At 69.3% G+C, this 21,268-nt stretch carries 21 protein-coding genes; 10 read left to right on the forward strand and 11 right to left on the reverse strand.

Annotated elements, in window-relative coordinates; genetic code table 11:
• Positions 1–166: 166 nt before the first annotated feature.
• Positions 167–1,126, reverse strand: a complete 960-nt coding sequence (locus tag AB0B98_RS31425) for a PaaX family transcriptional regulator C-terminal domain-containing protein (protein ID WP_357367319.1) — start codon at positions 1,124–1,126, stop codon at positions 167–169.
• Positions 1,127–1,219: 93 nt separating this feature from the next.
• Here AB0B98_RS31425 and AB0B98_RS31430 point away from each other — a divergent pair, with 93 nt between their 5' ends.
• From AB0B98_RS31430 to AB0B98_RS31440, 3 genes are all read left to right on the forward strand, one after another.
• A complete protein-coding gene (locus AB0B98_RS31430; protein ID WP_357367321.1) occupies positions 1,220–1,717 on the forward strand; it encodes a YcxB family protein in 498 nt (165 codons plus the stop codon).
• Between the two features lie 102 nt (positions 1,718–1,819).
• Positions 1,820–2,194, forward strand: a complete 375-nt coding sequence (locus AB0B98_RS31435; RefSeq protein ID WP_357367323.1) for a cupin domain-containing protein — start codon at positions 1,820–1,822, stop codon at positions 2,192–2,194.
• 69 nt (positions 2,195–2,263) lie between these two features.
• Positions 2,264–2,476: a hypothetical protein gene (locus tag AB0B98_RS31440; protein ID WP_357286633.1), complete on the forward strand. Its 213-nt coding sequence runs from the start codon at positions 2,264–2,266 to the stop codon at positions 2,474–2,476.
• A 64-nt stretch (positions 2,477–2,540) separates the two neighbouring features.
• Here AB0B98_RS31440 and AB0B98_RS31445 read toward each other — a convergent pair whose 3' ends face one another.
• Together AB0B98_RS31445 and AB0B98_RS31450 are read right to left on the reverse strand one after the other, a co-directional pair.
• Positions 2,541–3,995, reverse strand: a complete 1,455-nt coding sequence (locus tag AB0B98_RS31445) for an alkaline phosphatase PhoX (protein WP_357367325.1) — start codon at positions 3,993–3,995, stop codon at positions 2,541–2,543.
• 107 nt (positions 3,996–4,102) lie between these two features.
• Positions 4,103–4,984 carry an NmrA/HSCARG family protein gene (locus AB0B98_RS31450; protein ID WP_357367327.1) on the reverse strand — a complete coding sequence of 294 codons (882 nt, stop codon included), beginning with the start codon at positions 4,982–4,984 and terminating at the stop codon, positions 4,103–4,105.
• A 102-nt stretch (positions 4,985–5,086) separates the two neighbouring features.
• On the opposite strand from AB0B98_RS31450, the gene AB0B98_RS31455 reads away from it, so the two are divergent.
• The 4 genes from AB0B98_RS31455 to AB0B98_RS31470 are packed head-to-tail and all read left to right on the forward strand — an operon-like array spanning position 5,087 to position 8,003.
• Entirely contained in the window at positions 5,087–5,566 is a 480-nt protein-coding gene (locus AB0B98_RS31455; RefSeq protein ID WP_357367329.1) for a MarR family transcriptional regulator, read from the forward strand.
• A gap of 55 nt (positions 5,567–5,621) precedes the next feature.
• A complete protein-coding gene (locus AB0B98_RS31460; protein WP_357367331.1) occupies positions 5,622–6,419 on the forward strand; it encodes an ATP-binding cassette domain-containing protein in 798 nt (265 codons plus the stop codon).
• The gene (locus AB0B98_RS31465; protein ID WP_357367333.1) at positions 6,416–7,177 is read left to right on the forward strand and encodes an ABC transporter permease; all 762 of its coding nucleotides are present in this window, start codon (positions 6,416–6,418) and stop codon (positions 7,175–7,177) included. The genes AB0B98_RS31460 and AB0B98_RS31465 overlap by 4 nt, the downstream gene beginning before the upstream one ends.
• Before the next feature lie 46 nt (positions 7,178–7,223).
• A complete protein-coding gene (locus AB0B98_RS31470) occupies positions 7,224–8,003 on the forward strand; it encodes a MerR family transcriptional regulator (protein WP_357367335.1) in 780 nt (259 codons plus the stop codon).
• A gap of 7 nt (positions 8,004–8,010) precedes the next feature.
• Here AB0B98_RS31470 and AB0B98_RS31475 read toward each other — a convergent pair whose 3' ends face one another.
• From AB0B98_RS31475 to AB0B98_RS31485, 3 genes are all read right to left on the reverse strand, one after another.
• Positions 8,011–8,964: a hypothetical protein gene (locus AB0B98_RS31475; RefSeq protein WP_357367337.1), complete on the reverse strand. Its 954-nt coding sequence runs from the start codon at positions 8,962–8,964 to the stop codon at positions 8,011–8,013.
• Between the two features lie 29 nt (positions 8,965–8,993).
• Entirely contained in the window at positions 8,994–9,590 is a 597-nt protein-coding gene (locus tag AB0B98_RS31480; protein WP_357367339.1) for a VanZ family protein, read from the reverse strand.
• 142 nt (positions 9,591–9,732) lie between these two features.
• Positions 9,733–11,208, reverse strand: coding sequence for an arabinofuranosidase catalytic domain-containing protein (locus AB0B98_RS31485; protein ID WP_357367341.1), 1,476 nt, complete (start codon positions 11,206–11,208; stop codon positions 9,733–9,735).
• Positions 11,209–11,413: 205 nt separating this feature from the next.
• On the opposite strand from AB0B98_RS31485, the gene AB0B98_RS31490 reads away from it, so the two are divergent.
• Positions 11,414–12,427 (forward strand): LacI family DNA-binding transcriptional regulator, encoded by a 1,014-nt coding sequence (locus tag AB0B98_RS31490; protein WP_238666837.1) that lies wholly within the window; start codon positions 11,414–11,416, stop codon positions 12,425–12,427.
• Between the two features lie 10 nt (positions 12,428–12,437).
• Here AB0B98_RS31490 and AB0B98_RS31495 read toward each other — a convergent pair whose 3' ends face one another.
• The 5 genes from AB0B98_RS31495 to AB0B98_RS31515 all read right to left on the reverse strand — a co-directional run bounded on the left by AB0B98_RS31495 (position 12,438) and on the right by AB0B98_RS31515 (position 17,441).
• Positions 12,438–14,150: a trehalase family glycosidase gene (locus AB0B98_RS31495; RefSeq protein WP_357367343.1), complete on the reverse strand. Its 1,713-nt coding sequence runs from the start codon at positions 14,148–14,150 to the stop codon at positions 12,438–12,440.
• A 56-nt stretch (positions 14,151–14,206) separates the two neighbouring features.
• The gene (locus tag AB0B98_RS31500; RefSeq protein ID WP_357367345.1) at positions 14,207–15,031 is read right to left on the reverse strand and encodes a carbohydrate ABC transporter permease; all 825 of its coding nucleotides are present in this window, start codon (positions 15,029–15,031) and stop codon (positions 14,207–14,209) included.
• The gene (locus tag AB0B98_RS31505; protein ID WP_357286598.1) at positions 15,028–15,867 is read right to left on the reverse strand and encodes a sugar ABC transporter permease; all 840 of its coding nucleotides are present in this window, start codon (positions 15,865–15,867) and stop codon (positions 15,028–15,030) included. Before AB0B98_RS31505 ends, AB0B98_RS31500 begins: the two co-directional genes overlap by 4 nt.
• A 150-nt stretch (positions 15,868–16,017) precedes the next feature.
• The gene (locus AB0B98_RS31510; RefSeq protein ID WP_238666841.1) at positions 16,018–17,256 is read right to left on the reverse strand and encodes an extracellular solute-binding protein; all 1,239 of its coding nucleotides are present in this window, start codon (positions 17,254–17,256) and stop codon (positions 16,018–16,020) included.
• 8 nt (positions 17,257–17,264) lie between these two features.
• The gene (locus tag AB0B98_RS31515; RefSeq protein ID WP_357367348.1) at positions 17,265–17,441 is read right to left on the reverse strand and encodes a hypothetical protein; all 177 of its coding nucleotides are present in this window, start codon (positions 17,439–17,441) and stop codon (positions 17,265–17,267) included.
• A 113-nt stretch (positions 17,442–17,554) separates the two neighbouring features.
• On the opposite strand from AB0B98_RS31515, the gene AB0B98_RS31520 reads away from it, so the two are divergent.
• A complete protein-coding gene (locus tag AB0B98_RS31520; RefSeq protein ID WP_357367350.1) occupies positions 17,555–19,390 on the forward strand; it encodes an RICIN domain-containing protein in 1,836 nt (611 codons plus the stop codon).
• Positions 19,391–19,576: 186 nt separating this feature from the next.
• Positions 19,577–21,154, forward strand: coding sequence for an arabinofuranosidase catalytic domain-containing protein (locus tag AB0B98_RS31525; protein ID WP_357367352.1), 1,578 nt, complete (start codon positions 19,577–19,579; stop codon positions 21,152–21,154).
• Positions 21,155–21,268: the final 114 nt, after the last annotated feature.

Here is a 21,268-nt window from a genome sequence, read left to right on the forward strand (position 1 = left end):
CCTGAGTGGCGGCCGTGCCCTCGGTCGCCACTGCCCGCTCATTCAGCGCCGGCGACCGCCCGGCCGCGGTCCCTACAGGCGCTCCGATGGGAGCTGTGTGCAGTTACTATCACTGTCGCAACGAAAAGTGTCAATGTCTGGTTGGCTCTGAGTGGCCGCGACGCTGTCAGCCGGGGCGTGGGCCGCTGCCGTGGGTTCCGCCGGTCGGCTCGGGCCTTGATGGATCCCTCGACGCCTGGAAGTGGATGATCCACGAGGCGGCATCCGGCCAGTGCGGAGTTGCCACCTCGACCAGGCGCGCCTGAGCGAGCGAGCCGAGCGTGGTGTGGATGTCGAGGAAGGTCTCCCTGGCCTGCTGGCGAGGCCAGTGCTCCGGCAGCAGGTGCGGGGGGAGGTCCGGGTCGATGTCGGCGAACTTCCGCCAACAATCCATCGCGGAGGTCCGAGCCACCAGCGCCCGGGCCGGATCCACCTCTCCGGTGCGCGCGGCTGCCCGCAGCTCCGCGTACTGCTCGATGAAGGCCGAGTACGCCGAGGCGAGGCCGGTCAGGTCGTACGCGGAAGCCGGCCCGTGTGGCCCTGCCTCCTCGTCGAACCGGGCGTGCAGGACCGACCATCGGGCACCCTCGACGTGCTGCAGCAGCGCGTGCAGCGCCTCCCGCGCCGGCGCGGCGTCGGATCCCGGCCGGATCCACACGCTGTCGTACAGGCCCACGAACCCCAGTGCGGTGAACGACCTGCGCAGCGCATGGCGGGACGCCTGGCCGGCGCTCGGAACGGAGAAGGAGGCCAGCACCCATTCGCCGGTCCAGGGCGTCGGGTGGGAGCCGAAGTTCAGGAAGTGCCGCATCCGGGAGCGGTGCTTGGCGATCGCCTGCGGCGTGAGGTGGTAGACCGGCGACCGGTCCTTCCTCCGCGCCGCGATGAGACCACGTTTGACCAGCCGGGACAGCGCGGCACGGGCGCTGGACTCGCTGATCCCGAACTCGCGCAGAATCGCGATGACCGCCGTCGACGGCAGGTCGGCGTCGGAGGAGTCCAGGTACTCGCCGAGCACTGTCGTCAGCAGATGCTGCGGGCTCGACCCCGCCTGGGCCCGGGGCACTCGGACGTCGTCGGCGTTCACCTCATCAGACTGCCGCACCCGGATGCCCACGGCTTGTCAGGTGCGGCGGGGCAAGGCGCCTTCCGGGGCGGGTGGAGGCACTATCGTTTCGGCGTGCACATCCGCTTTGACGTTCCCGCCGATCCCGCCTACCCGAGCCGGGTGGCCGCTGCCCTCGGCAACGTCCGGCTACGCAGATTCGGCTACATCGGGGCGGTCCTGACGGCGGTCGGGGTCATCGGTCTCGTCGTCTCGCGGGGGCTCGGGTGGGGCGAGCGGAGTTCGCCGCTGTGGACCGCGCTGGTGGTGGCCGGCGTGCTGTCGATGCTGTACCGGCCGTGGGTGCTGGCGCGCGCCCGACGCCGTTCCGGTAGTTACGCCGTCGAGGGCGCCTACGACATCACCGATGACAACATCATGATGCGCAGCGGCTCGGAGTCCGGCGGCATCGCCTGGGACGGGGTCGCCCAGGTGCAGGACGCCGGCGACTTCTGGGTCGTGTACGTCGGCCGAATGCCGGCGACCGTGATCCCCCGCTGGCTGATGTCCGCCGAGGATGCCGAGACGTTGCGGGCCTACATGACCGAACGAGGGCTGCTGCCCCGTCGGTGAACTCGGCATCCCCGCCCCTGATCGTCTGCGGCTACCTATCCTCGACGGGGATGCACCATTCCGAGTCATGGCCGTCGGCCCGACGGCTCACAGGAGGCCGTCATGAGCACCAAGGATCGACCTGAGGGGATCAGCCCCACAGCGGTGGAGTCAGCGCCAGGGCTGTGGCGGATCGATCTGCAACGGCACGACCTCAGCATCCCCGGGCGAGAGGTCATTCAGACTCGGGTGGAGTTCACTCCGGATTCGCCACCGTTCAAGCATTTCCACCCCGGCGAGGAAATCATCTGCGTTCTGCAGGGAACGCTCGAATATCGGCTGGAGGGGCAGCCGCCGGTGGTGTGCAATCCCGGCGACGCGCTCACCGTTCCATACGGTGTGCACCACCAGGCCCGCAACGTTGGCGAGGGTATCGCCGTCGAACTGGCCACGTACGTCGTCGAGAAGGGGAAACCACTTCTCACGAAGGTGCAGTGAGATCTCCACGGTCGGCCGTGGACCACCGCCGTCGTTTGCGCGATCGGCGCGCTGGGCAGAAGGCACCCCATGACGAATGAACGGGTCAGGTCTGTTGGTGGCTACACCATGCGGATCCTCGGCGTGCTGGCGGTCGTCGTGGGCGTGCTGGGGATCGTCTCCAGTCTGTCTCAGGGCAACCTCGTCGGGGTGATCCTCGGCGTCGTCTTCATCGTCGGCGGGGCGTTCCTGCTCAAGCGCTCGGGCCCAGCGGCGACACCGAGGCCGCGCAGCACGCACTGACGGCTGCGGGGTTCTGGTCGCCGGGGCCAGGCGAGGTCGCCTGGCCCCGCACGTTCGGGCTCGGTCAGCCCAGGTACTTCTCCCACGGACCGGTGATGGCCAGGGTGAGGCCCGGGTCCTGCATGTTGACGAAGAGCACCTTGCCGTCCGCGCTGAAGGTCGGCCCGCAGAACTCCGAGTCGTTGAGCTGGTTGCGGGCGATCGCGTACGTGGGCCCGCCCGGGATCGTGCTGAGCACGTGCGAGGCGCCGGTGCCGTCCTCGGCGAGCACGAGGCTTCCCCACGGAGTGACTGTCACGTTGTCCGGGCCGTCGAAGGTGAGGTCGGTGTACTTGACGGCCGCGCCCTCCTCGGACTGGGTCTGGTGCGGGAAGTACGTCACCAGCTGGATGGTCTGGTTCCGGTAGTTGTAGAACCACACCATTCCGTCGTGCGGCGCCGCGTCCGCCGGCAGGTCACCCTCATCCCAGGCGTACGAGTTGACCACGTACACGCCCTCGTCGGTGGCCCACACGCCTTCGAACTTGCGCCCGCGGGTGACCTGACCGTCGGCGAACTGCTCGCGCACCGACGTGGTGCGCGCGTCGCGGTCCGGCACCTCGATCCAGCGGACCGGGAAGGGGCGGCCCAGCTGGGCGGAGGTCAGGTACGCGACGTCCGGCAGCACCGAACCGTCATCCATGATGATCTGCATCGCGGCGAGGACGCCGGCGTTCGGTGCGAGGCGGGTGAGCACGCCCGGGCCCAGCTTGACGCCGTGTGGCGCGGTCCAGCGGTAGAAGAGGCCGTTGGGCTCGTCGGCGTCCTCGGAGAGGTAGATCCGGGTGCGGTCCTTGTCGACGGCCAGGGCCTCGTGGGAGTAGCGGCCCAGGCACTTGATCGGCTTCGGGTCGGCGCTGCCGTCGGCCCACACCTCGAAGACGTAGCCGTGGTCCTTCTGGTAGACGCCGGTCCGGCCGCCCTCTTCCCACGTGTCGCCGGCCCGGTCCTCGGTCTCCTCGCAGGTGAGCCAGGTGCCCCAGGGGGTCGGCCCGCCGGCGCAGTTGGAGATGGTGCCGGAGAGCGCCACGAACTCACCCAGGTTGCGGCCGGCGAGGTCGGTCCTGATCACGGTGCAACCACCGGCGTCGACGGCGCCCGCGTCGTAGACAGTGCCCTTGACGTGCGGCACGCCGAACTCGGCGCCCGGGTCGATCTCGTGGTTCTGGATGAGGGTGTACCGGCCGCGGCCGGCGTCGTAGACGGCCATGCCGTCGTGGTCCGACGGGGTGACGCCCTGGCCGCGGTCGAGTCGGGTGACACCGGTCCGGGTGACCACTGTGTAGCTGAAGCCCTTGGGCAGGGCCAGGATTCCCCTGGGGTCGTCCACGAGCGGCGGGAAGGGCACGTTGCCGGGCTTCACCGGCGGGTGCGGCCGGGCCGGGCTGGCCTGGGCCAGGGACGGCAGGCCGCCCGCGACGGCGAGGCCGACGCCGGCGGCGGCGCCACTGGCGAGGAAGGTACGACGAGAGGAAGGCACGTGGATCAACTCCTGGTCCAGGCAAGTGCGACGTCTGGCAGCCAACTCCTTCGGGCGAACAGCGACACGTCACCAATGGGATCGGGCGGTGACATCGGAGTTAAGAGTCAGGGTCGCGCACGCTTCGCCGGCAGCAGGGCGGGCCAGTCCTGGGCGGCGGCCCAGTCGGCGAAGCTGTGCCAGCCGACCTCGGGGTAGTCGCGACGCAGCGCGGCGACGTCGACGGTCAGGCCCACGGTGCTGAAGTAGTCGAACATGGCCGCCAGGTCGGTGGACCGCTGTCGAACCTGGGCCAGCGGCACCTGCACGTGGGTGATGGGGCTGCCGATGGCGCCCGCCAGGATCTCGGCCAGTTGGGTGGGTGTGCGTTCGTCGGAGGCGATGTCGATGCGGCGCCCGGCGAACTCGTCCGAGCGCTGGAGGACGAGCGCGGCGAAGGTGCCGATGTCGACCGCCGGGATGAGGGCGAGCGGCCGGTTCGCGGGCATCGGCCAGGCGAAGGTGCCCCTGCGCAGGCCGTCGAGCGTCCAGCCGCTGGCGTAGTTGTCCATGAAGGCGGCTGGCGCGATGACCGTCCAGGGCACCGTCGAGGTGCGCAGATGCTGCTCGACCAGGTGTTTGCTCTCGTAGTGCGGGACGCCGGTGTCGCGGTCGGCGTGCGCGACGGTGGTCAGCACGAGGTGGCTGAGGCCGGCGGCCGCCGCGGCATCGACGAGGGCCCGGCCCTGCCGGACCTCGGTGGCGAGGTCGCTGCCGAACGGTGTGGTGACAGCGAACAACGAGTCGGATCCGGCGAGCGCGGCGTCGAGGGACGCGCTGTCGTCGAAGTCGGCCTGGCGTACCTCCGCCCCGAGGTCGCGCAGGGCTTCGGCGGCCGGCGAGGTGGGCTGGCGGGTGATGGCGCGCACCCGCTGACCGGCCGCCAGCAGGGCGCGGGCGGTGGCACCGCCCTGGGCTCCGGTGGCGCCGGTGACGGCGACGGTGAGCATGGGTCCTCCAGGAGGTAAGATAGCTGCGTAACGCATTAACTGCGCCACGCAGCAGATTATGGCGGATTGCTGCGTCGCGCAACTGATTGGGATGTGATGCGGATGACTGCGAAGCGTCGAACCCGGCTGTTCGAGGAGCTGTCGATGGCGTCCCGGCGCTATCTGGCCTCGTACGTCCTGTTCAACCAGGCCATCGCCGACCACCTGGGGCTCCACCCGACCGACGTGCAGTTCCTGAGCCTGCTCTCGGCGGCTCCCGCGCCGCCCACTGTGCGCGAGGTCGCCGAGATGACCGGCCTGACCACGGGATCGGCCACCCGACTGGTCGACCGGCTCGAACGTGGCGGCTACGTCAAACGGACGCCCGATCAGGAGGACCGGCGTCGGGTGCTGGTCACCCCGGTGCCGGATCGCCTCGACCGGGTCACGGCGGTCTGGGACGACCTCGGCCAGTCCTGGCAGGCACTTCTCGACGAGCACACCGACGAGGAGCTGGAGGTGGTCACACGCCACATGAACCGAGCGCACGACCTCAGCCACGCCCAGATGCGTCGCCTGCGGTCCCAACCCAAGCCCGACTGAGACCCGCGGCACCGGGCTTGACCTTGACGCTGCGTCAACCCTCCATGCTGCCGCCATGAGCAATTCGCACACAACAGCTCAGGCCGAGCAGCCCGCGATCCACGTACACGGCCTGGAGAAGTCGTTCAAGCAGCTCACGGTGCTGCGCGGCGTCGACATCGAGGTCGCGCGGGGCAGCATCTTCGCCCTGCTCGGCTCGAACGGTGCCGGCAAGACCACAGTGGTGAGGATCCTGGCCACGCTCCTCAGGGCCGACGGCGGGACGGCCCGGGTCGCCGGCTTCGATGTGGCGACCCAGGCCGCCGACGTACGGCAGTCGATCAGTCTCACCGGGCAGTTCGCGGCGGTCGACGAGATCCTCACCGGGCGGGAGAACCTCGTCCTGGTCGCCCGGCTGCGGCACCTCAAGGAGCCCGGTTCGACAGCGGACGACCTGCTGCGGCGCTTCTCGCTGACCGAGGCCGGCGCCCGGAGGGTGCGGACCTACTCCGGCGGCATGCGTCGCCGTCTCGACATCGCGATGAGCCTGATCGGGAACCCGCCGGTCATCTTCCTCGACGAGCCGACGACAGGGCTCGACCCCGAGGCGCGCATCGAGGTGTGGCAGGCGATCAGGGAACTCGCCCGCGGCGGCACGACGGTGCTGCTCACCACCCAGTACCTCGACGAGGCCGAACAACTCGCCGACCGGATCGCGATCCTCCATGAGGGACGGATCGTCGTGAACGGCACCCTCGAAGAGCTCAAACAGCTCCTGCCACCAGCCGAGATCGAGTACGTCGAGAAGCAGCCGACCCTTGAGGACGTCTTCCTCACCCTGGTGGGCGCCAAGACCGAGAAGGAACAACGATGAACAGGCACTTCCTCGGCGACACCACAGTCCTGCTGGGACGCTCGCTGCGCCACATCGCCCGCAGCCCGGACACCATCATCACGACGGCGGTCATGCCTGTCGCCTTCATGCTGCTGTTCGTCTACGTCTTCGGCGGCGCTATCGAGACCGGCTCCGACTCGTACGTGAACTATCTGCTCCCCGGCATCCTGCTCATCACGATCGCATCGGGCATCTCGTACACCGCCTTCCGGCTCTTCCTGGACATGCAGGGCGGCATCTTCGAACGGTTCCAGTCCATGCCGATCGCACGATCCTCGGTGCTCTGGGCGCACGTGTTGACCTCACTGGTCGCCAATCTGATCTCGTTGGTCGTCGTCGTCCTCGTCGCTCTGCTCATGGGCTTCCGCACCGGGACGGGCGTGCTGGGGTGGCTCGCCGTGGCCGGCATCCTGGTGCTGTTCACCCTGGCGCTGACCTGGATCGCCATCATTCCCGGCCTCACCGCCCAGTCAGTCGACGGTGCGAGCGCCTTCTCGTACCCGCTGATCTTCCTGCCGTTCGTCAGTTCGGCCTTCGTGCCCACCGCGTCGATGCCCGGCCCGGTGCGCGCCTTCGCCGAGCACCAGCCGGTGACCGCGATCGTCAACGCGATCCGGGACCTCTTCGCGCAGGAGCCGGTCGGATCGGGCATCTGGACCGCCCTCGCCTGGTGCGTCGGCATCCTCGCGGTGGCCTACCTGTTCGCCAACCTGACCTACCGCCGCAAGATCTCCTGAGCTGGATTCGGGTGGGGCCGAGCGAGTCGAGGGGCAGGATCAGGGCATGCTGACGATCAGTCAACTGGCGGCGTACGCCGGCGTCACGGTGCGGGCGGTACGGCACTACCACCAGATCGGCCTGCTGCCGGAGCCCGAGCGGGACGCCTCGGGCTACCGGCGGTACAGCGCGGGAGCTGTGGTGTCCCTCATCAGGATCCGGATTCTCGCCAACGCCGGCGTGCCGCTGTCCCAGATCGGTCAGATGCTGGAGGCCGACCCGTCGACCTTCGCGGCCGCGGTCGAGGAGATCGACAGGCAACTGGGCGACGAGATCGCACGACTGGAGGCCAGCCGGAAGCAGATCGCGCAACTCGCCGCCGGGGATCGTCTGGCGCTCGCACCAGAGGTGACCACCTACCTGGACCGGCTCCGGGACATTGGCGTCTCCGAGCGGGTGGTGGCGGGTGAGCGGGACAGTTGGATCCTGATGTCGGCGCGCTGGCCCGATCGTGTCCGCGAATGGATGCCTGACAAGATCGCGCAGCTCGACGACCCGCAACTCATACGGCTCTATCGGATCCTGTCGGAGATCTTCGAGAGTGACAGCGGCGACGACGCGGGTCTGGTGGAGGCTGCCGACATCCTGGCCAGCCTGGCCGAGCAGGCATACCGCTCTGGCGAGATCGACCTCGGTGAGGTGGCGCAGGACGATCTACCGTTCGACCTTCTGGACGCGCTGGCCGTCGAGGCGGACCCGCGGGTGAAGCGACTGCTGGGTCTGATGCGTGAGCGTGGCTGGGATGGTCTGGCGCGGCTGGAGCGGCTGGCAGAGCCGCCGACATGATCGACTGTCAGCTCTGTTGGTAGTTCACCGCGGCGAACCCGCACGGCTGGTGCAGGTGCAGGTAGTAGGCGCCCTCGCCGACGTCGTCCAGGTCCGCGCCGCCGATCAGACCCAGGTAGTCCATCGGTTCCCCGCAGCCGGGGCAGTCGGCGTGCTCGGCGTCCTGGATCCAGTCCGGTCGGCCACCCAGGGTGGAGCCGCCCTGATTCCAGGCGCTGGCCTGGTACGGGCTCGCCAGTGCCGGCCCCGCAACCGGGAGCAGTGTCGGCGGGTCCTCCGGCCCGGCATCGGCGCCCAGGTAGCTCGGACGGGTGTTGTCGGCCCACCAGGTGGTGGCGCCGGCCGGCGTGACCCGGCTGTACAACGTCGTGTAGCAGGCGCAGAAGTGGCAGGTCTCGATGACCAGGCGGCCGGACCAGCCGGTGTGGGCCAGCGCGGCACCGATGGCGGGGTCGGTGGTGTCGAGGTCGGCAGCGACCCAGAGCGGAGACGCGCACCAGGGGCAGGCGGTGCGGTCCGCGGGCGCCGGCGCGTCCCGCATGACCCATCGGTACGCGACGTCAGCGCACAGGTCGCGTCGGTTGCCGTCCGGGCCGATCGTCCAACCGCCCTCGACCGCGTAGCTCAGCGCGCCCACGTGCAGGTCGTCCGCGCCGGCTGGCGGGTGCGTCGACCAGCGACGCAGGGCGTTCTCGGCGAGTGGGTGGGCGCTGTGGGCCAGGATGAGGAGCAGATGGTTGAGTCGGTCCGGTGTCCGCCCGCCGTCGACCTGCTCGACGACCCGGCCGACCACGTCGGCGCCCGCCGCCCGGTACAACGTCGGCGGCCACAGCAGGTCGAGGTCGAGAAGGGCCCCGTGGTACGGCGACAGCCTCTGTGGATCGGCAGCGGCGATCTCGCTCAACTCCTCGATCGCGTCGTCGTCCTCGTCCGCCGCTCTCCTGATCAATTCCTCGATCACCTGCGGATGGTAGCTCCCTCCTCCGACGCTCAGCGTCGCGCTGCCGGGGCCGGCCGAGGATGACTATCTGTGGACGCGTCGGGCTTGACCGGCCACCAACGGCGTGACGCCAGCGCCGCCAGCCCGGCGCCCGCTGCGTTGAGCAGGACGTCGTCCACCGAGGACACCCGGTCCAGCCGCAGTACGTACTGGGCGGTCTCGACCACTACCGAGCAGCCGGCCGCGAGGACCAGGATCCGCGGCACCGACGCCAGCGCCGGGATCCGCAGCGGGGCGAGGATCCCCAGAGCCGCGAAGACCAGCAGGTTGCCGACGACCTGGACCGTCGCCGTCAGCGGCCCCCCGTCGGAGAAGATCGTGAGCAGGTCGCGCAGCGGCACCAGTGTCACCCGGCCGGAGACGGCACCGGCCTTGTCACCCGGCAGCATGATCATCCATACCCAGGGGACCGTGCCGTAGACGATGCCGACGTCGGCCAGCGACGTCCGCCACGCCGACGTGGCGCCGGCGGCCCGTCGGCGGCGGGCCAACGCCCACACCGCAAGCGCGGCCAACGGCAGGACGACCACAGTGATGAGGACGACGCCGTTGAACGTACCGAGCCAGCCGTGCCAACCCTTGACCATCCGACCCCCGCTGTTCGCCAGCCCCGAAACATACCCGCACCGGGTCGCCGGCCGGCGCAGCTGCGGGCCGCCAAGCAACTAAAGGTCGTGCCGCCCCCGGTGGCACTGCGGGGGCGGCACTGGTGATCAGTCGTGCGGTGGGTCAGCTGCGGGTGGACCACCGTTGGTTGGTGCCACCGTTGCAGGCCCAGAGAATGAGCTTGGTGCCGTTCGCGGTGCCGGCGGCGTTGGCGTCGAGGCAGAGCCCGGACTGGACGCCGGTGATGGTGCCGTTGGAGTTGAGGTTCCACTGTTGGTTGGTGCCGCCGTGGCAGTCCCAGATGATGGCCTGGGTGCCGTTGGTGGTGCCCTGGCCGAAGGCATCGAGGCACTTGTTGCCGTACACCTGGAGTTGTTTGCCGGCGGTGTAGGTCCAGCGCTGCGCGGTGTTGCCGGTGCAGTCCCAGAGTTGGACCTGGGTGCCGTTGGTGGTGCTGCCGTTCGGTACGTCGATGCAGCGGCTGGACTGGGCGCCGACGACCTGGACGTTCTGTTGCGGGTTGCCGCCGCCGGACGGCGCGTAGGCGGCGGCGTTGATGTTGGCCTGGACGGCGTTCTCGGTGGCCGCCGTCGGGTAGCCGGAGGTCAACACGCCCTCGAAGAAGGTGCCGCGACCGGTGATGCTGTTGTCACCGCCGATGCCGAGCAGGATGGCGCCCTCCTTCTTCATCGGGTGGTAGCCGTTGGGGCGTGGCCCGTCGAAGTAGGTCGTCAGGCTGCCCGACTGGGCGTTGCCGCCCCGGATCGCCCAGTGGTTCGGCTCGCCCTTGACCATGGCGGTGACGAAGCGGTGGTTGATCGACGCGATGTTGTTGTAGCCCGCGTTGACCCCGGAGAACAGCCCCCACTCCAGGTCGGCCATGATCCAGGGGCCGGCTCCCGCGCCGTAGCCCCACTGCTTGTTGGCGCCGAAGTAGACGGTCTCCATGATGGCGCGTTCGTCGGCGAGGCTGTTCGTCTGCGCGTTGCCGTAGTCGAAGCAGCACCACTGGTTGTAGTGCGTGCCGTCGACCACCGCGTAGATGCCCTCGGGCTGGTCGCCGGTCGCGACCCCGTTCGTGTTGTTGTTGCGGTAGCCGGTGCCGGGGGCGATGTAGACGCCGTACGCCTTCTGCCCGCCGACGGTGACCGGCGCCGCCTTCGCGTCGGCTAGGTTGTCGAATCCGCCGGGAGCGGGGCCGACGAAGTAGCCGGGGGGCGCCTGGGTGAGACGGTTGTTGCGGCCGGACTGGTCGTAGATGATCGTGATGACGCAGTTGGTGTTGGCGCAGAACGTGTCCTGGGTGGCGGCGTTGGCGTAGCCGCCCTCGCTGAGCACACCGACGTCGCGGGTGGTGTTGTCCGACGATCGTCGGACCTGGTAGAGCGGGCCGTTGTACGCGCCGTACAGCGCGCGGGTGGTGCTGTGCGCGGCCACGCACGGCGTGCCGCCGGAGGCGTAGATGTCACACGGGCCGGTGCCGGCGGCGTGGGCGACGCCCGGCGCGTCCGAGACCGCGTAGGCGCCAGCGCCGACGACGAGGACGAACAGGGTCCCGGCGGCGGCCATCAGGCGACCCAGTCTTCTCTTCACCTTCATTGGAACCTTCCGGTGGGTGGTGTGGGGTGGGATGCGGCGATGGAATTGACGTCACACGTCATACCTGTGACATTAATGGTCGTCCATCTATTGGCGCTAGTTGGCACGCGTTGGTCATCGATCGATGAGCCTGAGGACGGATATGCTGGTCAGCGGAGCACGGTGCGTCCCCGTATCGGGGCAAAAATCGATTCGAGGGCGATTGATGAACATCGGGGAGATCGCTCGCCGGGCGGGGGTGTCCCGCAGCACCGTTTCCTACGTGCTCAGCGGAAAACGCAGCGTGTCGGAGGCGACCCGACAACGGATCCAGTCGGTCATCGACGAGTTGGACTACCGGCCGAACGCCAGCGCCCGTGCTCTGAAGGAGGGGCGCACCCGTACCCTCGGGCTGGTCATCCCGCCAGCGAGCCAGCGGTTGACCGACATGCAGCTGGGCTTCGTCGCCAGCGTCGTCGAGGCCGCCGCCCGACACGACCTCGACGTGCTGCTGTCCCCCTCCGGTGGCGACCATGACCGGTCGTTCGAACGGATCGTCACCGGGCGTCGGGTGGACGGCGTGGTCCTCATGGAGATCCGGTTGGCAGACGACCGGGTGACCCGGCTGACCAGGGCCGGGCTGCCGTTCGTCACCATCGGCCGGACGGCCGAGCCGCACGGGATGAGCTGGATCGACATCGACTACGCCGGGCTGATCGCCCGGTGCGTGCAGCACCTGGCCGATCTGGGGCACCGGCACGTGGCACTCGTGAACCGCTCCGCCGAGTTGGTGGCCGCCGGGTACGGCCCCAGCCATCGCGCGCTGACCGGCTTTCGCGCGGCGGCGGTGGAGCGGGGGTTGACCGGCGTGGAGGTCTGCAGCGGCGATGACACCGCCTCCGGCGAGGCGTGTATGGAGCAACTGCTCGCGACGCACCCGGAGGTCACGGCGGTGGCCACCATCAACGAGGCCGCACTGCCCGGAATGCAGCGCGCGTTGACCGGCGCCGGGCTGTCCGTGCCACGCGACTTCTCCGTCACCGGAGTCGCCGCGCAGCACTGGGCCGAGGATTTCCGTCCGCCGCTGACCGCCGCCGACGTGCCGATGGTCGAGATGGGCGCCGAGGCGGTGTCGCTGCTGCTGGAGAGCATCGCCGCCCCCGGCGCCGTGCCACGACACCGCCTCTACAGCCCGCCCATCTCGTTGCGTTCCAGCACCGGCCCGGTCCGGGCCCGCTGATCCGAACCGGCTACCCGCCGGTGACCCGCCGTTCCTCCTGGGCGGCGGCGAGGATGAGATAGCTGCTGGCGGTCCAGGTGTAGGCACGGTCCCGCAGCCCGGTGCCGGTCTCGGCGTCGAAGTTCTCCGCGAAGCCGGACTTCTCGCACAGCGCGAGGAAGCGCCGACTGATGTCGCCGGCGATCCTGGTCTGCCCGGCCCGGCGCAGGCCGTCCTCGACCAGGACGGTGGAGGGTGCCCAGATCGGGCCACGCCAGTAGCCGTCGGCGAGGTAGTGGGCCGAGTCCGTCGGCTCGGTGGCCAGCCCGTGCGTGGTCAGGTGGGTTTCGACGCCGCGGGCCAGCGCGGCGGCGACTGGGGCCGGTAGGTCGGCCCCGAGCGCGACGGGCATCAGGTCGAGCAGGCTGCGGCTGGGTCGCCGGTGCCCGGTGCGGGGGTCTCGGGCGCAGAAGCGTTCGCCGTCCCACAGGTCGCGCAGCATGGCCTGATGGATCCGGTCGGCCTCCCGGGACCAGCGGGTGGTGGGCTCACCCAGCTCGGTGGCGAGGTCGGCGAGGCAGCGCAGCTGCGAGACCAGGAATGCGGCGAGGTCAGCCGTCTCGAGGACCCGGTTCTCGTCGAAGGTGGTGGCGTTGTCCCAGCCGCTGTCGTTGCCGTGCTGGTAGTGCGGCAGGTCGTGGCCGGGGGCGCGCCGCGCGTCGAGCCAGAACCCGGTCCAGCGGGCGAGCCGGTCGTACGTCTGCGCCAGCGCCGCCCGGTCCGGCGGCTGGGGAAGGCGGCGGCGCAGGTGCCGCAGGGCCCAGCCGTGGATGGGGGGCTTGACGTAGTTGTGCAGGACCTCGGAGTGGGTGACCGAGTCGGGCAGGGCGCCGGCCTCGTCCTGGTGGTCGAAGGGCAACTGGAACTGGTGCCAGGCCAGCTCCGGCTCGCCGGCAGCCAGGGCGATCGCGTTGAAGCAGTGGTCCCAGCTCCACACCTTGTCCATCCAGTGCTTGGACATCAGGACGGCCGGCCGGGTGACGAAGCCCGCCGGGGCGACGGTGGCCGACCACAGGACGTACGCGGCCAGCTCGGCGGCCGGGGTCTCCGGGCCGCGCCAGGGCGCGATCGCGTCGACGAACGCGGTGAACTCCGCGAACCGGTCACGGCACAACTGCTCGAACGGAACGGATCCGGCGTACGGGCGGCGGGCGGTGGCGTACTCCTCGATCGCGATCTCCCAGGGCTGGTCGCCGGGAAGGTCCAGGAACCGGTCGGCGGTGCCGAGCGCCTGGGCGCCGTTGGTGCGCAGCAGGGCGCCGGAGAGCACAGTGATCCGGTATCGGCGACCGGTCTCGTACGAGGTGAACACGTGTGATCCGTCGACCGGGTCGGCGTACAGGTAGGTGCCGCTGAAGGGGGTGAGGGTGGGCGCGGCGGCTGCCACCCGCAGGCCGAGTCGGTGGCCCCGGATCCGGACCGTGTCCGGCCCGTCGTAGACGGCCTCGATCCGGTCGGCCCCGTTGCGCCAGGTCAGCAGCGCGGGCGTGGCGACGACGGTGGTGCCGGCGACGGTGGGGGTGAGCCGCAGCACGGGGTGCAGCCCGGTCTGGTGGGAGACCAGGTGCAGGTCGTCGGCGTACGTCTTCTCGGCTACCACCGGGGAGATGTTGAACCAGGATCCGCGGTAGCTGAACGGGATGTCCTGGATTCCGAACTCCGGACCGGACGGGGCGACGGTCATGGGTGGCGGGTGCCTTTCTGTGGTGCGGGTGGTCAGTCCTCGACCGCCGCGGATGGTCAGTCCTTGACGGCGCCGGCGGTCACGCCCATCGAGACGTACCGCTGGGCCAGGATCAGCAGCACGGCCGCAGGGATCGAGGCGACGACGGCGGTGGCCATGATGGCGTTCCACTGCTGGTTGTTGTTGCCGATGTAGTGGTAGATGCCGAGGGTGATGGGCTGGTAGTCGCCGCCGCCGGCCAGGGTCGAGGCGAAGATGAAGTCCGACCAGGACCACAGGAACGCGAAGAGCGACACCGTGACGATCGAGTTGCGGCTGACCGGCAACACCACCGACCAGAAGGTCCGCAGCCGTCCGGCGCCGTCGACCACGGCGGCCTGGAGCAGCTCGTCGGGGATGCCGGACATGAAGGCCGTGAAGATCAGGACTGCGAACGGCACCGCGAGCGTCGTGTCGGCCAGGATCAGGCCGGGCAGCGTGTTGAGGACGCCGAGGGTGAGGTAGATGGCGTAGAAGCCCATCGCCATGATGATCCCCGGGATCATCTGCGCGATCAGCAGCACGAAGCTCAGCGCCGGGCCGCCGGGTGGCCGGAGCTTCGCCAGCGCGTAACCGGCGGGAGCGGCCAGCGCCACTGTCAGCGCCACAGTGCCGAGGCCGACCAGGAAGCTGGTGCCGAGGTACGGCAGTTGCTGGTCGAGCACCGCCCGGTACCCGTCCAGCGTGCCGTTGGTGGGGAACAGGTGCGGGGGACTGGCCCGCATGTCCTGGTCCCGGGTGAAGGACACGTTGACCATCCAGTAGACGGGGAAGAGCATCAGCCCGGTCAGCACCAGGCCGACGCCGGTCTTCCACCAGGCCCGAGGCGTCGAGGTGGTCATCGCAGCTGCTGCCTCCGCTCGATCCGGATGTAGAGGAGGCCGGCGATCAGCGCCAGCACGATGAGCAGGTTTCCGATGGCCGCGCCCGGGCCGAACTCGGGCAGCAGGTTGCCGAAGCCGAGCCGGTACGACCAGGTGGCGAGCGTTGCCGAGGAACTGGTCGGGCCGCCCTTCGTCATGATCCAGATGATGTCGAAGACCTTCAGCGTGTAGATCAGCCCCAGCAGCAGCGTGATCAGGGAGACGGGCCGCAGCAACGGGAAGGTGATCCCCCAGAACCGTTGCCACCCCGTCGCGCCGTCGAGCGCGGACGCCTCGTACATCTCGGTCGGGATCGCCTGTAGGCCGCTGTAGAGCACCACCAGGTTGAACGGGATGCCGATCCAGACGTTCGCGATGATCACCGAGGTGAGTGACCAGCCCGGCGAGGTGAGCCAGTTGACCGGGTCGATCCCGACGACCCCGAGTGCCGCGTTGACCAGCCCCGAGTCGCTGTTGAGCAGCCACGACCAGGTCGACGCCGAGACGATCAGCGGCAGCAGCCACGGTACGAGGATCAACGCCCGCAGCGTGCGCGACAGCGGGAAGTGCTGGTGGAAGAAGAGGGCCAGGGCCATGCCGATGGTGAACTGGAAGGCGAGCGAGGCCGCTGTGAAGACCACTGTGTGCGTCAGCGTCGGCCCGAACGCCGGGTCGGTCAGGACCGTCCGGTAGTTGTCGAGGCCGGCGAAGGGCGCCCCGCCCTGCACGAACGAGCGGACTGTGTACTCCCGCAGGCTCAACTCGACGTTGCGGTAGAGCGGGTAGGCGTAGAAGGCCGCCAGGTAGATGGTCACGGGTGCCAGGAAGCCCCACGCCCACCATCGGCTGGGCCGGCGGGCACGGGACGGGGGAGGCCCAGGTGGGACGGCGGTCGCCGCCCCACCCTGGTCCCGTACGTCGGTGGAGGTCTCTGTCGTGGAGGGCATGGTGTCGGGTCGGATCGCTTACCTGGTGGTGGCGGCGGTCTGCGCGGCGGCCAGTGCCTCCTGTGGCGACTTCCCGCCGCTGAGGGCCGACTGCACCGCTGTCCACAGCGCTTCGGAGATCTTCGGGTACTTCGTGCCGAGGTCGTCACCGGTGCGGCCCTTGGCTGCCCGGACCGCCTCCACCCAGACCTTGAGCTTGGGGTCCGCGGTGGCCTGTCGCTCCTGCACGGCGGCGACGGGTGCGACGTAGGAGAGCGTGGTGTCGGTGGTGAGGAGGTTGTCGGCGTTTGTCAGGCAGGTGACGAGCTTCTGCGACGTCTCGTACCGGCCGGTCTTCTTCTGCACCGGAATGGAGACGAACTCACCGCCGGTGGGCGCCGGGGCGGGGCCGCCCGCACTGGCCGGGATCGCGATCGTGCCGTACGAGAAGCCCAGCTTCTCCGCGTTCGCCAGCTGCCAGGTGCCGTTCTCGGCGAACGCGTAGTCGCCGGTGGCGAACTCCTGCCAACTCGTGGTCTGGGTGTTGTTGATGACGGAGTTCGGGGCGTGGCCCTGCTTGAGCCAGTCGGTCCAGAGCGTCAGCGCGGACACCGCCTGCGGCGAGTCCAGGCTCGTCAGTTGGGCACCCGATCCCCAGAACCAGGGCAGGAACTGGAAGCTGCCCTCCTCGGTGCCGATCGCGGAGAAGGTGATGCCCTTCTTCCCCTTGGCCTTGACCTTTGTCAGTGCCGCGGTCAGTGCGGTCCAGTCCTTGACGGCGGCGGGATCGACGCCGGCGGCGGTGAGCAGATCCTTGTTGTAGTAGAGGGCGAGGGTGTTCGCCCCGATCGGCACGCCGTAGGTCTTGCCGCCGCTCTGGCCGGCGCCGAGCAGGTTCTTCTCCATGGCCGAGACGTCCAGCTTGTTGTCGTCGGTGGTGGTGAGCGCACCGGCCTCGGCCAGAGTTGAGATGACCGGGTTGTCCACGATCAGCACGTCCGGTGAGTTTCCCTGCTGGGCCGCGAGCAGCGCCTTGTTGGTCAGGTCGGTGGTGTCGTAGCCGGTCCGCTCGACCGTCACCCCCGCTGAGGTGCCGCACTTCTTGAGCAGCGCGACCCACTCGGAGTCGTCGGCGAACTGCGGGTACGGGTCCCAGACGAGGTAGGCGCCACCGTCAGCGCCACTGTCGGCGGACGACGAGCAGGCGCTGCCTGTCACTGCGGCGAGTGCTATCACGGCGACGGCGGCCAGGCGCCGCCGACGACTGAGTCCGGTCATGTGTGGCCTCACTTCACATCGATCATCAGGGGTCGTGCGGATGTGATCGTCGCGGGCCGGACCAGTCCGGCCAGTATGCGAATCGATTCGACGAATCGGTTCGCCCGAAGATAGGTCTGGCCATACCCAGGGGTCAAGGGCTGGTCGGCCGCGTCAAGAGGAAAGCCGGGCAACACGGTCTTCATCCGGCCGTCACTTCATTGACATCGTTCAGTCCCCGGTCCTACGATCCGTGCGAATCGATTCGCAAGCGCTGCCCTCCGGAGAGCGTCCCCCGCGCCCCACCAAGGAGCCGCCCGTGAAAACCCCGTCCCGCAGCAGGTCAGGACGAGCCCGCGTGCTCGTGGCCCGACTCGTCGTCGGCCTGCTCGCCGCCGCTGCCGCCGTCACCGTCGTCTCGTCCCCCGCCCAGGCCGCCGACGAGTCGATCAGCGTCAACTTCGCCACCACCAACGGAGCGCCGACCTACCGCGCCTCCGGCTGGATCTACGGCATGACCGAGAACGCCAGCGGTCCGGCCGACCACTTCTACCGGGACGTCAAGTTCCAGTACATGCGCGCCGGCGGCGCGCAGCTCCCGGGCAGTGGCTGGGTCGGTGGCACCTACGACCGTCGCTGGAACTCCACACTCGCCCAGGCGCGTCGCACCACAGCCCTCGGCGGCAAGTTCATCATCCTGCCGCACGACCTCTGGGGTGCCGACGGCGCCGGAATCTCCCGCTTCCCCGGTGACAACGGCAACTGGACCGACTACGACAGCTTCCTGACCCGCCTGATCAACGACGTCCGGGCGTCCGGCCTGTCGGTGCAGTGGGACATCTGGAACGAACCCAACATCACCATCTTCTGGAACCGGCCGATCTCCCAGTACCTGGAGTTGTGGCGCCGGACCTACCAGCGCATCCGGGCGGAGTTCCCCAGCCAGCTCATCGTCGGGCCGAGCTGTGCCTGCGTGCCGTCGACCAACCACGCCTTCTGGAACCAGTACCTGGACTTCGTCCGCTCGACGAACACGGTGCCGGACATCATCAGCTGGCACTCGCTGCCCGGTGACCCGGTGGCGAACGTGGCCGCCGCCAACGCCACCCTCGACCCGCGCGGCATCGCCCACCCGCGCCCGTACCAGATCAACGAGTACGGCGCGCCCGACGAGCAGAACCCGGCCGACGGCGCCTGGTACATCGCGCGCCTGGAGCGGGCCCGCGCCGACGGCCTGCGGGCGAACTGGGCCAGCGGCGGCAGCCTGCACAACGACCTCGGCAACCTGTTGATCCGTAACTCGGCCGGCCAGCACCAGCCCAAGGGGGAGTGGTGGAACTACCGCTTCTACGCCTCCCAGGTCGGGGAGATCGTCGCGGTGACCCCCAGCCAGTCGTACGACGCGTACGCCACGAAGACGGCCGGGGTGGCGAAGGTGCTGGTCGGCGGTGGTCGTACCACCGGGAACCTGACCGTCAACCTGCAACGCCTGGACACCACCAGTGGCATCGTGCAGAACAACCAGGTCAGGGTCCTCACCCAACGCATCCCGCACAACGGTGGCGGCGCCGTGGCCGGGCCGGTCACTGTCTCGAACAGCGTGGTCGGGGTGTCCAACAACAACGCCACAGTGACACTGCCGTACACCAACCAGACCGACACGTACGCGGTCACATTGCTGCCACCGTCGGACGATGGCTTCCAGTCGGTGGCGGTGGCCCAGCACTCCCAGCAGTGCCTGAACAACCCCGGCCTGAGCACCACCGACGGCAACGTCCAGCAGCAGAACTACTGCGACGGTGGTGACCAGCAGTTCTGGAACTTCCGCCCGGTCGCCGGCGTGGCCAACACGTACACGGTGGTCAACCAGCAGAGCGGCAAGTGCCTCGACGTCAGCGGAGTGTCCACCGCCGACGGCGCGGCAGTGCACCAGTGGACCTGCCTGAACAGCCTCAACCAGCAGTTCACGCTGCGGAAGGTGACCTACTCGGGCAACGACTCGCACGACTACCAACTGGTCGCCCGGCACAGTGGCAAGTGCGTCGACGTCAACGCGGTCTCCACGGCGGCCGGCGCGCTGGTTCACCAGTGGACCTGCAAGGCGGTCAACCAGGGCAGCCCGTTGAACCAGACGTGGCGGCTCCTGGGGCGGTAGGCGTCCCTGGGGAGGTGGTGCGCTGGCCGTCCGCCCAACGGCCAGCGCGCCACCCCGTCATTGCATTCATTGACATGAATTAAACAAAGGTCATACGATTCGCTGCGAATCGATTCGCCATTACCGCCACCCCCTGCGGCGCGTCGACACCCCCACCACGCTTCCACGACTCCGAGGAGCCACCTCGTGCGAACCCCGTCCCCCACCGGGCCAGGAAAAGCCCGTGAACTCATCCCGAGACGTCATCGCGCCCGACGTCTGACAGCCCTGGCGGCCGCCCTGGTCGGCGTTGTCGTCGGCCTCGGCGCCACCCCCGGCGCCTCGTCGCCGTTCGCCGGATCGGCCGCGATGGCGGCCGCCATCACGCCGGGGCAGAGCACCACCATCGTCGGTACGCCGTCCGGCCGCTGCATCGAGGTGCCCAACTCCAGCACCACCAACGGCACCCAGACGCAACTCTGGGACTGCAACGGCGCCGCCGGCCAGACCTGGACGTGGACGTCGGCGAAGCAACTCCAGGTGTACGGCAACAAGTGCCTGGACGCGAGCGGCCGCGGCACCACCAACGGCACCCAGGCGATCATCTGGGACTGCAACGGCCAGAACAACCAGCAGTGGAACGTCAACAGCAACGGCACCATCACCGGCGTGCAGTCCGGGCTCTGCCTGGACGCCAACGGCGCGGCCACCGCGAACGGCACCAAGCTGATTCTCTGGGCCTGCAACGGCGGTGCCAACCAGCAGTGGGCCTCGCCGACCACCACCCCGCCGACGGACCCGCCGACGGACCCGCCGACCGGCGCGCGCCCCTGCGACATCTACGCCTCGGGCGGCACTCCCTGCATCGCGGCGCACAGCACCACGCGGGCGCTCTACGAGGCGTACGCCGGCAACCTTTACCAGGTCCGGCGCTCGTCGGACAACACGACCCGCAACATCGGGCTCACGGGTACGGGCGGCACCGCCAACGCGGCGACGCAGGATTCGTTCTGCACCGGCACGACCTGCGTGATCACCGTCGTCTTCGACCAGTCCGGGCGCGGCAACGACCTCTGGTACCAGGGGTCGAGCGTGGTCCCGGGGTCACCGCAGAGCCGGCCGGCGACCGCGACGACGGAGTCTCTGACGGTGGGCGGCTCCAAGGCGTACTCGCTCTACATCAACCCCGGCAACAGCTACTGGCGGGACGGGCACCTGACCGGCGTACCGACCGGCGCCGCGCCGGAGGGCATGTACATGGTGACCAGCGGCACCCACGTCAACAGCGGCTGCTGCTTCGACTACGGCAACAGCGAGACGACCAGGAAGGCCGACGCCGCCGGTGCGATGGACGCCATCAACTTCGGCAAGCAGTGCTGGTTCGGCGGCTGCTCCGGCACCGGCCCCTGGGTGCAGGCGGACCTGGAGTGGGGCCTGTTCCCCGGCGGGAGCAGCTCCTGGAACCCGAACCAGCGTGCGTTCACCAGCAAGTTCGTGACCGCGACGCTGAAGAACAACGGCACGTCCCGCTTCGCGATCAAGGGCAGCAACGCCCAGTCCGGCAGCCTCTACACGCTCTATGACGGCTCGCTTCCGCCGGGATACAGCCCGATGAAGAAGCAGGGCGCGATCATCCTGGGCAGTGGCGGTGACTGCTGCAAGCCCGACGGCGGCGCGAACCTCAGCGCCGGCACCTTCTACGAGGGGGCCATGGTCGCCGGTTATCCGTCCGACGCCACCGAGAACGCCGTGCAGGCCAGCGTGATAGCCGCCGGCTACCGCTGACTCCGGGCAACGCACGAATCGTGCGCCGGTCACCACTGTCGTGGTGACCGGCGCACGCTCGTGGGCGGGGCAGGCCCCAGGCGGCGGGGGCGGAAGCGCCCGGGGGGGGGGACG

This window comes from Micromonospora sp. NPDC048947, from assembly GCF_040649495.1.
In the GTDB taxonomy this organism is placed as follows: Bacteria; Actinomycetota; Actinomycetes; order Mycobacteriales; family Micromonosporaceae; genus Micromonospora; species Micromonospora alfalfae.

Excerpts from the sequence above, each read along its gene's own strand:
- AB0B98_RS31435 (WP_357367323.1), top strand. The coding sequence starts at position 1,820 with ATGAGCACCAAGGATCGACCTGAGGGGATCAGCCCCACAGCGGTGGAG.
- AB0B98_RS31440 (WP_357286633.1), top strand. The coding sequence starts at position 2,264 with ATGACGAATGAACGGGTCAGGTCTGTTGGTGGCTACACCATGCGGATC.
- AB0B98_RS31450 (WP_357367327.1), bottom strand. The coding sequence starts at position 4,984 with ATGCTCACCGTCGCCGTCACCGGCGCCACCGGAGCCCAGGGCGGTGCC.
- AB0B98_RS31455 (WP_357367329.1), top strand. The coding sequence starts at position 5,087 with ATGACTGCGAAGCGTCGAACCCGGCTGTTCGAGGAGCTGTCGATGGCG.
- AB0B98_RS31460 (WP_357367331.1), top strand. The coding sequence starts at position 5,622 with ATGAGCAATTCGCACACAACAGCTCAGGCCGAGCAGCCCGCGATCCAC.
- AB0B98_RS31465 (WP_357367333.1), top strand. The coding sequence starts at position 6,416 with ATGAACAGGCACTTCCTCGGCGACACCACAGTCCTGCTGGGACGCTCG.
- AB0B98_RS31470 (WP_357367335.1), top strand. The coding sequence starts at position 7,224 with ATGCTGACGATCAGTCAACTGGCGGCGTACGCCGGCGTCACGGTGCGG.
- AB0B98_RS31480 (WP_357367339.1), bottom strand. The coding sequence starts at position 9,590 with ATGGTCAAGGGTTGGCACGGCTGGCTCGGTACGTTCAACGGCGTCGTC.
- AB0B98_RS31485 (WP_357367341.1), bottom strand. The coding sequence starts at position 11,208 with ATGAAGGTGAAGAGAAGACTGGGTCGCCTGATGGCCGCCGCCGGGACC.
- AB0B98_RS31490 (WP_238666837.1), top strand. The coding sequence starts at position 11,414 with ATGAACATCGGGGAGATCGCTCGCCGGGCGGGGGTGTCCCGCAGCACC.
- AB0B98_RS31495 (WP_357367343.1), bottom strand. The coding sequence starts at position 14,150 with ATGACCGTCGCCCCGTCCGGTCCGGAGTTCGGAATCCAGGACATCCCG.
- AB0B98_RS31500 (WP_357367345.1), bottom strand. The coding sequence starts at position 15,031 with ATGACCACCTCGACGCCTCGGGCCTGGTGGAAGACCGGCGTCGGCCTG.
- AB0B98_RS31510 (WP_238666841.1), bottom strand. The coding sequence starts at position 17,256 with ATGACCGGACTCAGTCGTCGGCGGCGCCTGGCCGCCGTCGCCGTGATA.
- AB0B98_RS31515 (WP_357367348.1), bottom strand. The coding sequence starts at position 17,441 with ATGAAGACCGTGTTGCCCGGCTTTCCTCTTGACGCGGCCGACCAGCCC.